We start from the raw sequence: 9,695 nt of genomic DNA, 5'->3' as shown, positions 1-9,695 counted from the left end.
ATACGATACAAAAATACACCCCCGATAAAAACCCAACGGGGAACGGACGCGGGGTGGAGCAGCCCGGTAGCTCGTCAGGCTCATAACCTGAAGGTCACAGGTTCAAATCCTGTCCCCGCAACCAAAATAAACAAAATACAGGCCGCGCAAAAACGCGGCTAAATGCGTTTATACAGGGAAAAACCCGGAAAACAGAACGCAGCGGCAGATCACAGGAGAAAGCGATGCTCTGGGATGTTCAGGCCCTGATGAAACCGGCTCTCACGGTGATTGATATGATCCCGGATGTGCACCGGACCGCCGCGCTTTCGACACTGCAGCGGGCGATCTACGACGGGCGCCCGCTGGCGCTGCGGCTGAGCCCGGAAGAGAAAGAACTCGCGCTTTTTGAGGGCAGGACAAGACTGACTTCGCCGGTCGGAGCGCGGATTTTGTTGAAACTATATTCTGCCGGCCATATTAAACTGAAGAAAAAGCCGCTGAAAACGTTGCCGGCCCTCGAAGCCTATGCCGCGACCGAGGCCGATTTCCGCGCGCGTGTTGCCGGGATTGAGGCGGCCGAAAATCAGCGCCTCGACCGGATTGCCGCTTTGCTGGCCGATCCCGCCCTCGCCCGGCCAGAGGAGCTGACGCCGGAACTGATTGAGAAGATTATGAATGCGCGGCTGGGCTTTGGCCTGGCCGGTGAGCTGAGCATTGGCGGCGTGGTTTACCGCCGGGACTGATGTGCCAGGCTGCCCATGGGGCCGCGATGAAAATAAACCGCGAGAGGTCAGCCCTGGCCCTGTCACCTGCGTTGACGCTGCGGGCGGGGTTTGACAGCCCCGGGGGGTAATCCTCCGGGGCGCTGCTCCGTGTTCGGCAGCAGGAGCGGTCTCAGGATGAGACCAGCCCGGTTCCGGACCAGCAGAGCCAGTGCTTCCGGCTGTCGCGCGGTTTTACCTTGCTCCGGGGCAGCGCAAGCGCCAGGTCTGACCGGAGGTTTTTACAGGGCGCTCAGATCCAGCAGCTTTGCCTCGGGGCAGGCTTGCAAAGCGATGTCGCAGAGGTGGCGGTGATGGGTCAGATAGATCACCTGACCGGTCTTTGACATCTCTCCCAGCAGGGCAAAGGCCGCTTCTGAGCGCTGGTCGTCAAAGGTCTCCATAATATCATCGGCGATAAAGGGAACGGTCGGGCGGCTCTGCGCCAGCTCGTGATAGCCCGCGATGCGCAAAGCGAGATAGAGCTGGAACCGCGTGCCCTTTGACAGATCTGCCGCCAGTTTTGCGCCCCCTGATGCGGCCAGAGCCACCAGCACATCCTGCGCCGCGTCCGGCTGGGCGGCAAGCCCGCTATAGGCCCCGTGGCTGAGCCGGGAAAATGCTTCCGAGGCCCGGGCCAGCATCGCACTGCGATGCTGTTCGCGGTAGCGGTGCAGCCCGGCCTCAAAGGCGATCAGGCCAAAGCGGCCGCGCAGATGCGCTTCGGCTTTCTCGCGCATTTCCATCAGCAGAGTGGCGCGGCTTTCCTCGAGCAAAGCCAGCGCCTCATCCCCGCCGACGGCCTCAATCCGGCGTCTTGCCTCATGGTGCCGGGCCTGGGCTGCCTCAGTTTCGCTGCGCAGCATTTCCAGCTCTGACTTCAGCCCGGAAATGTCAGATCTGAGCTGGACTGCATCCGTGGCGGAGGGGTGATCGCATTGACTTTCAATCGATTTGCTCAGGTCTTCAATCTCTCGCCGCAGTATTGCTGCGGTGCAGCATTCTTGCAGATGCGCGGCGAGATCGCCCGGAGCGCCCTGCCAGTCCAGGCTCTCTCCCAGGGTTCTGAGGGCGGTTTGGATGCCCGCGAGTGCGAGCTGATCTGCTGCGGCCTCGCGCTGCCCGGTCTCGATCTGCCGGGTCAGACCGGCCAGGACCCGTGCCGCCTCCCTGGCGTCGCTCAGCCGGGCCAGGGCCTGGTCCCAGCTGAGGGTTTCAGCCCCGTCGAAATGCAGGAGCACCCGGTCCCAGGCTTCGCTGAAGCGCTGGCGATTGGCCTCCATCTTGCCGATCCGGTCGAGCTGCTCGCTGACGATCATATCCTCACTGCCCCAGGCCTCCAGCAGATCGAGCACCTGGCCGAGCTGGGCATCGTGATCCTCATAGCGGGCCAGCAGGGTGCCGGCGGCGGCGGCCTGCCAGCTGCTGCGCCATTCGGCCAGCCGGGCCTGTGCCACCTGTTCACTGGCCCGCCGCTCATCAAGATCCTGGCTCAGTGCCTGCAGCCTGAGCCGGGCGGCCTGACGGGTTTCGGCCTGCTGCAGCCGGGCGCTGGCCCGGGCGAAAAGCGTGTCATAATCTGCATCTGCATCGGGCAGATGAAGCGCCCCTGCCAAGGCCTGCGCCGCTTCGGCCCGCCCGGCTTTGGCGCTTTGCAGCGCGGCCTCTGCCTCGGCCAGGCTCGCGGCGGCGGCCAGCGCGGTGCTGCGCAAGGGCAGCCAGGATCTGACCTCGGCCAGACCTGCCCCGGCGAGGCCGAGCTCTGCTGCCATTGCAGCGATTTCCGCAAGCAGTTCTGCGCTGCGGCTGGCCGCTGCCATTGCCTGTTCTTCGGCGCTTTGCAGCCGGGAGGTCAGTTTTTGCCGCGCAGTCACAGCAAGGGCGGCCTTGCGGGTCTCGGCCAGAGTCTCGGCGAGGCGAGTGGCCAGCCGGTCATCCTCACGCAGGGCCAGCTCATAGGCCGAAGCGCTCTGCAGCGATAATTCGGCAAGATGCGCCGCCCAGAGCGCCTCACGCCGCGCCCGGGCCCGGGCAAATTCCCGGGGGCTGGGCGGCGGCTCATGCGGGCCGGCCTCCTGCGGGCTGGCAGGCTGCTGCAGCTCCTCAGTCAGAGCCGCAATCTCGCGCCGGGCGTCGGTCTCTTCACGCCGGGCGTTTTCAATCTCTGTCTCCCAGGCGCTGATCGCCCAAGGGGCCGGTGGGGTCCGGGCGGCGAGGCGGGCGCTGTCACCCTGCCATGGGGCGAGGGCGGCGAGGGCCCGGCTCAGCGCGCCCCGGGCCAGATCCCGCTCGCGTTCGGCCCGGGCCAGATTCTCGGCAGGATCGCGGGCGCGCAGCCGGGCCAGCAGCTGGGCGAGCATCGCGTCATCGCCCGGCTCAGCCCTGTCGCCGGGCAGGGCCCGTTCGCGCTCAAACAGGCGTGCCGCGCGCGCAGTTTCCCCGGTTGCATTGACCAGGGCGGTCTCAAGCCCTGATCTTGCACTCAGCGCGGCGCGCAACCGCGCTTTTTGCGGAGAACTGAGCCGCAGCTCTGCCTCATCTGCCGTGGTCTGGCCCAGCTGGGCCAAGAGGGCCGCGCGCCGGGTCAGCGCCGCATTCAGCACCTCGCGCCGGCGGGGGATATCGCGCAAAGCGCCGTCGTAATCACTGCGCAGCGCCTCTGCCTCGGCGATCGCCCCGGCGGCGGCCAGAGCGGCCGGATCGGGGCTGTGCTGGCGGCGCTGCGCCTCGAGCCCCTCCAGACGGCCTGCCCGGTCGCGGATCCGTTCCTCAAGCAGATAACGCTCGCGGTCGCTGCGCTCAAACAGCCTCTGCTGTGCCGGTCCGGCCCCGGGCAGATGCGCAAGGGGGGCAAGCTGCGCCTCCAGGGCTTCGCGCCGGGCGCGCAGCGGCAGGCTGGCCGCCAGGGACTGCAGCTCTTCCAGCCGGGCCTGCAGCGCGGTTTCGGCCTCCCGCGCGCGGCGCCAGTCGAGGGCTGCAGCCTGCTCGTCCTGGGTCAGTTTTTTCAGCGCCGAGGCGCTGACCTCCAGCGCCCGGCGCTGCCGGTCCAGCCCGGTCAGCTGCTTTTTCGCATCATAGAGCCAGCCACTGCGTTTGCCGCTGCGGTGGAAACTGTCGAGCCCCAGGCGCAGTTTTTCCAGCTCGGGTGTCAGTCTTGCGAGGCCGGCGCTGGCCGAGAACAGCATTTCGCCCAGATCGCCGCGACTGGCCAGAATGCTGTCGCCACCCTTTTCCAGCGTGTCATCATCAAGCGAGAACATCGCCGAATAGCCCTCACGCGTCAGCCCGCCGAGCGCGGATTGCAGCACCGCCTCGGGCAGGGGGGCGTCATAGCGGTCCAGCAGGCTGGCGCTGCTGCGCTTCAGGCGTTTCACCTCCAGCCTGCCCCCGGCATGGCTGAGGTCTGCCCCGATGGTGAGGCTCGGTCCGGGATGGCGAAAGTCATAGCGGGTGCGCAGCGGAATGCCGAACAACAGATCGAGCCAGGCCGAGAACAGGGTCGATTTCCCGGCCTCATTCGGACCAAAGACGATATGCAGATCGGCGGCACCGGGGGCGGGGGGCGGGAAACTGAGGCTCTGGTCTGTAAAACGGCCATAGCGGGTCAGATCGAGGCGGTTGAGGCGCATCAGTCGCGGCCCCCTTCGGCCAGCGCGGCAAGGGTAAGCGGCGCGCCTTCGGTCAGTAACTGCTGGCAGCGGTCGGCGAGGCTGGCCTCATCCTCTCCCAGCAGATCGCGCAGATCGGGCGGCAGATCGCGCAGCAATTCCTGGGCAGCGCTGGCCAGCGCCGCCTGGAGGGCCGGATCCTGTGGCAGCTCCTGCAGTACATTGCGCACCAGTTCGGCAGGCAGATCAGAGCCGGCAGCGGCTTCGCCTGCCGGGGCGGCGAGATCCGGCGTGATCTTGTCGATCCATAGTCCTGCCGCCCCGGCGAAGGCCCGGGCCTCTTCGCTCAGCCGGTCAAGATCGCGGGTGATGCGCCAGGCCAGCGGGGTGGTGCCGCGCAGGACCAGGCGCAGCACCAGATGTTCCGCATCGCGTGGTTTGCGCCCCTCAGCCCGGAGCACCTGGTCAAGCCGGGTCAGCAGCGCGGGCCAGTCGACAATATCGCTGATCTCCAGCTCAAGGCGCTCAAAGCGCAGGCAGGCGACCGGGCGGGCCTCGGTGGTTACCGAGAGATCATCGCCGACGCTGACCAGGGTCACAGTGGTTTCGCCCGCCTCGCCGATATCGCGGCCCTGTGGGGTGCCGGGCATGACGATGGTGCTGGCCCCTTTGAATTCGCTGCGGCGGTGAATATGGCCGAGCGCCCAGTAATCATAGCCCTGGGCCTGCAGATCGCTGAGGCTGCAGGGGGCATAATTGTCATGGCCCGGGCTGCCGTTCAGACTGGTATGCATCATGCCGATGTTAAAAGCTCCGGGCCGGGGCGGCGGGTAAAGCGGCAGCAGGCTTTCGGGGGCGCTGATCTCGTGAAAGCTGAGGCCATGGATGGCAATCTGCTGGCCGCCGATCTCCAGGAGCTCGGTCCCGGCTTTGCGGCCGAACAGATGGCTGTTGTCGGGCAGATCCAGCTCGCCGGTCTGGCGCGCCATGGCATCATGATTGCCCCGGATGAGGTAGCAGCGGATCCCGGCCTCGCGCAGCCGCAGCAGTTCCTGCTTCAGAAAACGCGGGGTTTTGGTCGAGCTGTAGCTGCCATCCCAGAGATCCCCGGCGATCAGCAGAAAATCCAGCGCTTCCTCGATGCACAGATCGATCAGGCGCGAGAAGCTCCGCCGCGTCGCCACCCCGACCTCTTGCGCCAGATCGGGATCGCGTAAAGCGATGGCTTTCAGCGGCGCATCAAGGTGAAGATCGGCGGTGTGAAGGAAACGAAAGCTCAAAACTTGCCCCTGCAGCAGCCCCGCCCAACTATGAAAGCGCGGGCGGCTGGCGGCAAGCCTTGAAAGAGCAGCCTGTCAGCAGGCTGCCTTTCAGGCTGAGCGCGGCCGGGCCCTCAGCCGCTTTGCAACAGCGCCGCCTCATGGCGCCTCAATGTGCGGCATGCGGCGGGTCAGGCCGTATTTTCCGCCAGCTCCGGGAACAGGGCCATCAGCTCAGCGCGCTGCGGATCCCCCTCGGGCGGCCGGCAAAGCCGCTTGCCGCTGTCATTGAGCGCGCTGGGCCTCTGGCTCAGCGCAAGACCCGGCTCAGCGCATCCTGGGCGCGCAGCAGCACCGGCAGGCAGCGCTGCATCACCTCTTCCCCCGCTTCCTGCCCGGCGGGATATCCGACGTTGATGGCGGCCACGACCTTGCCGCGCAGATTTTTCAGCGCCACCGCAACCGAGCGCAGCCCTTCCTCGACCTCCTGATCGATCCGGGCATAGCCGAGCGTCCGGACCCGGGCGAGTTCGGTCATAATCGCTTCGGGATCGGTTCTGGTGCGGATCGCCCGCGCCGGCAGCGGCCCCGGGCCGAGCAGGGCCCGCACCTCTTCTTCGGGTTCAGCCGCCAGCATCACCCGTCCCATCGAGGTGCAATAGGCGGGCAGGCGCGAGCCGGCCATCAGCGCGATCGACATCACCCGTTTTTGCGCCGCCCGGGCGATATAGACGATCTCGGCCCCGTCGAGGATCGAGACCGAGCTGCTGTAGCCGACCTCTTCTGAGATCTGGTCCAGATGCGGCTGCACGATCTGCGGCAGTGGCATGGTGGCCAGACAGGCCGTGCCGAGGCGCAGCACTCTTGGGGTGAGGGTGAAGAATTTCCCGTCCCAGTCGGCATAGCCGTGATGGGCGAGGGTCAGCAGGCAGCGCCGCGCGGTGGCACGGTCGAGGCCTGAGGCCGCCGAGACCTCGGCAATGGTTTGGCGGGGCTGATCAGCGCGGAAAGTTTCTATCACTGCCAGACCCTTGGCCAGGCCGCCCATGATGTCGCGCTCGCTGATCGCCATTCTTCCTCGCATACCATTGGATACCAAAAGGGTAAGATATTACATCCTAAAGTAATTTTGTACCATTGCGGCTTTTTCTGAACGCTGGGTCAATCGAATATTTATGCATAATTTGCATATCTGGTATGCGAATTATGCATTCCACTGCTCGGCAGAATGTCGCCGCCACCCCGGCTGGACCCAGCCCTGGGAGAGTGCGCTGAAGAAATAAATAACATAACCCATGGGTGTTGTATTATGCGATAAACATTAACTTTTTGGCAATATTATTGACCCTGTCGGACCCCTGTCCGCGTCTCGCAAAATTGATTCCCAACTGCGGATTTTTGCTCGAAACAGGCTCATTTCAGCAGAAATTCGGTGCGACAGGGGCAAAAATGCTTTCGTTGACAGCAAAAGATGGCTCTGACAAAGCGCAAAGGGTCAGCGCAGCGCAACGACTCCTGCGGTGTGAAGAGGCTGTCGGGCGGGTAACGCCGGTCCGCGCTTCTCACTCTCCCCGCAGCCGCCAGACCGCCGCAGCAGACAGCAAATGGACGCCTTCCAGAGGGGAACCATGCGGTGGGCGTGGATTTGTTAAAGGATCAATTGTCGGAGGCGGCATGTTCACCAGACGTGACTTTATTCTGACCAGTGGCAGCGCGGTATCCGCGGCGTCTCTGGCAGGCTCAGTATCGGCAGCCGTTCTTGCACCTAAGGCTGCCCTTGCAATCGTAAGCTCCGCCCGCATGGGCGATGCTCCGGCAGGCGCGGAAGTTGTTCGCCTGTCCGGCGACCGGCTCGGCGACCTCAGGCTCATCAGCGACAGCCTGGAAAAGGGCAATTCGGGGCAGCTCGTTTTCGCGCTCGATGCGGCCGATGAGCTGCTTCTCGATGTGGCGCGTCTGCGCGCCGCCTCTGTCTATCATCTTCAGAACAGTGCAGCCGGGGTCAGCTCTTTCGCGCTGAACGCAGCTGGCGCCGGAGTATAATCGCATGACCAGATTTTCGCTGATCGCAGCCGCAGCGCTGCTGGCCACCGCGGGCACAGCCTTCGCCGAAAACGCCGGGGCCCCCGCCCGTCTCGATGACATCCGTCAGTTCAAATCGGGTCAGGAGGTCTGGGAAAAGACCTGCTCGCGCTGCCATACCGCGATTGATGACCGTCAGGATCAGGCCGTCGGCCCGGATCTGGCGCTGAACGAATATGATGTCGATTCGCTGACCTTCTTTGTGCGCAATGGTCACCTGGCAATGCCGGCGTTCCCGGAATCGGCAATCGACACCGCCTCGCTCAACGAACTGGCTGAGTACATGGCGAAAAACGTTTACAAAGGGGACGCAGAATGAGCGACCAGGAATTCGTAGCCCTTCCCGAGGGTGTGAGCGCAGAAAACTTTGCCAAAGCTGTCGAGGCTTTCAAAGCGGTACTGGGTGCGGATAACGTTCTGACCACCGAAGAGCGTCTGACCCCCTATTTCAAGACCATGATGCCGGTCGATGACAGCGAATACCGCATGTCGGCGGTTGTTCAGGCCACGAAGGTCGAACAGGTTCAGGAAGTCGTTAAGATCTGTAACGAATATAACGTTCCGGTCTGGACCATCTCGACCGGCCGTAACTTCGGCTATGGCACCGCTGCCCCGTCGAAGCGCGGCACGGTCGTGCTTGACCTCAAGCATATGAACAAAATCATCGAGGTTGACCGCGATCTCGGCACCGCTCTGCTGGAGCCAGGCGTGACCTATCAGCAGCTCTTCGACTATCTGCAGGAAAACGACCTGCCGTTCTACCTGTCCTGCCCGGCGCCTTCGGCCATTGCAGGCCCGGTTGGCAATACCATGGACCGCGGTGTGGGCTATACGCCTTATGGCGAGCATTTCATGATGCAATGCGGCATGGAAGTCGTTCTGGCAAACGGCGAAGTGCTGCGCACCGGCATGGGCGGCGTTGAGGGTTCTACGGCCTGGCAGGTGTTCAAATGGGGCTACGGCCCCTATCTCGACGGTATTTTCACCCAGTCCAACTTTGGTATCTGCACCAAAATGGGTATCTGGCTGATGCCGAAGCCGCCGGTCTTCAAGCCTTTCTCGGTGATCTATGACAATGAGGAAGACATTGCCGAGATTGTTGATCTGTTCCGTCCGCTGCGTCTGAACAACATCATCCCGAACTCGGTGGTCTATGCTTCGACCATCTATGAAGCCGCTGGCATCATCTCGCGCACCAAATACTTCACCGGCGAGGGCCATACCCCGCATGAGGTGGTTCAGGAAATCCGCGAGAAAGAGGGCCTTGGCGCCTGGAACGTCTATGCGGCGCTCTATGGCACCAAAGAACAGGTCGAGGTGAACTGGAACATCGTGAAATCGGTGGTCGAGGGTCACGGCAAGGGCCGCATCGTCACCGAGGAAGAAGCCGGTGGCACCCAGCCCTTCCAGTATCGCGCCGATCTGATGCGCGGTCACATGACCATGCAGGAATTCGGCCTCTATCGCTGGCGCGATGACCGTGGCGCCGGTGGCGGCTCGATGTGGTTCGCGCCGGTGACGGTGAACAAAGGCTCGGAAACCCTTGACCAGACCAAACTGGCCACCGAGATCCTGAACAAATACGGCTTCGACTATGCCGGCGAATATATCGTTGGTATGCGCGACCTGCACCACATCATCGACGTGCTGTTCGACAAGTCGGATGAGGAGGAAACCAAACGCGCCTATGAATGCTTCGACGAACTGCTGACCGAGTTCGGCAAGCGTGGCTATGCGGTCTACCGCGTGAACAACGCCTTCATGGATAAGGTTGCCGGTATCTATGGTCAGGTGCAGCGCGATGTGAACCAGACCCTGAAGCGCGCGCTCGATCCGAAAGGCATTCTGGCGCCGGGCAAATCGGGTATCGATATCTGATCTCTGCCACCAGGCTGAAAATGAACCGCCGGAGGGAAACCTCCGGCGGTTTTTTGTTTGGCGATCCGGCCTTCTGAGGCGTGGGTCTTTCTGTTTGCGCGCCATGGGCGGCAGAAAGAGCAAAA

Annotated in this window: 7 protein-coding genes and 1 tRNA gene; 5 read left to right on the top strand and 3 right to left on the bottom strand. The window is 63.5% G+C overall.

Annotated features, from left to right (window positions below; genetic code table 11):
• Positions 1-47 precede the first annotated feature (47 nt).
• Together H0485_RS18900 and H0485_RS18895 are read left to right on the top strand one after the other, a co-directional pair.
• Positions 48-124 (top strand) — tRNA-Met (locus tag H0485_RS18900).
• 100 nt (positions 125-224) lie between these two features.
• Positions 225-725: a hypothetical protein gene (locus H0485_RS18895; protein WP_226937482.1), complete on the top strand. Its 501-nt coding sequence runs from the start codon at positions 225-227 to the stop codon at positions 723-725.
• Positions 726-985: 260 nt separating this feature from the next.
• On the opposite strand, the gene H0485_RS18890 is transcribed toward H0485_RS18895, so the two are convergent.
• From H0485_RS18890 to H0485_RS18880, 3 genes are all read right to left on the bottom strand, one after another.
• Positions 986-4,372, bottom strand: coding sequence for a YhaN family protein (locus tag H0485_RS18890; RefSeq protein ID WP_226937481.1), 3,387 nt, complete (start codon positions 4,370-4,372; stop codon positions 986-988).
• The gene (locus H0485_RS18885; RefSeq protein WP_226937480.1) at positions 4,372-5,631 is read right to left on the bottom strand and encodes a metallophosphoesterase family protein; all 1,260 of its coding nucleotides are present in this window, start codon (positions 5,629-5,631) and stop codon (positions 4,372-4,374) included. Before H0485_RS18885 ends, H0485_RS18890 begins: the two co-directional genes overlap by 1 nt.
• 289 nt (positions 5,632-5,920) lie before the next feature.
• Entirely contained in the window at positions 5,921-6,682 is a 762-nt protein-coding gene (locus tag H0485_RS18880; RefSeq protein ID WP_226937479.1) for an IclR family transcriptional regulator domain-containing protein, read from the bottom strand.
• A 230-nt stretch (positions 6,683-6,912) separates the two neighbouring features.
• Here H0485_RS18880 and H0485_RS18875 point away from each other — a divergent pair, with 230 nt between their 5' ends.
• Genes H0485_RS18875 through H0485_RS18865 form a run of 3 tightly spaced genes read left to right on the top strand, consistent with a single transcriptional unit; the run spans position 6,913 to position 9,570 of the window.
• On the top strand, positions 6,913-7,653 hold the full coding sequence (locus H0485_RS18875) for a hypothetical protein (RefSeq protein ID WP_226937478.1): 741 nt from the start codon (positions 6,913-6,915) through the stop codon (positions 7,651-7,653).
• A 4-nt stretch (positions 7,654-7,657) separates the two neighbouring features.
• Positions 7,658-8,011, top strand: coding sequence for a c-type cytochrome (locus H0485_RS18870; RefSeq protein WP_226937477.1), 354 nt, complete (start codon positions 7,658-7,660; stop codon positions 8,009-8,011).
• Positions 8,008-9,570 (top strand): FAD-binding oxidoreductase, encoded by a 1,563-nt coding sequence (locus H0485_RS18865; protein WP_226937476.1) that lies wholly within the window; start codon positions 8,008-8,010, stop codon positions 9,568-9,570. Before H0485_RS18870 ends, H0485_RS18865 begins: the two co-directional genes overlap by 4 nt.
• The last annotated feature ends 125 nt before the right edge of the window (positions 9,571-9,695 follow it).

Origin of the sequence: Pseudogemmobacter faecipullorum, assembly GCF_020539525.1 — a bacterium.
GTDB classification, from domain to species: Bacteria; Pseudomonadota; Alphaproteobacteria; order Rhodobacterales; family Rhodobacteraceae; genus Pseudogemmobacter; species Pseudogemmobacter faecipullorum.
Note: the sequence above shows the minus strand (reverse complement) of the source record. Positions and strands in the feature narration are given on the sequence as shown.

Coding starts and splice junctions, on each gene's coding strand:
- H0485_RS18895 (WP_226937482.1), top strand. CDS start 225: ATGCTCTGGGATGTTCAGGCCCTGATGAAACCGGCTCTCACGGTGATT.
- H0485_RS18870 (WP_226937477.1), top strand. CDS start 7,658: ATGACCAGATTTTCGCTGATCGCAGCCGCAGCGCTGCTGGCCACCGCG.
- H0485_RS18880 (WP_226937479.1), bottom strand. CDS start 6,682: ATGGCGATCAGCGAGCGCGACATCATGGGCGGCCTGGCCAAGGGTCTG.
- H0485_RS18865 (WP_226937476.1), top strand. CDS start 8,008: ATGAGCGACCAGGAATTCGTAGCCCTTCCCGAGGGTGTGAGCGCAGAA.
- H0485_RS18890 (WP_226937481.1), bottom strand. CDS start 4,372: ATGCGCCTCAACCGCCTCGATCTGACCCGCTATGGCCGTTTTACAGAC.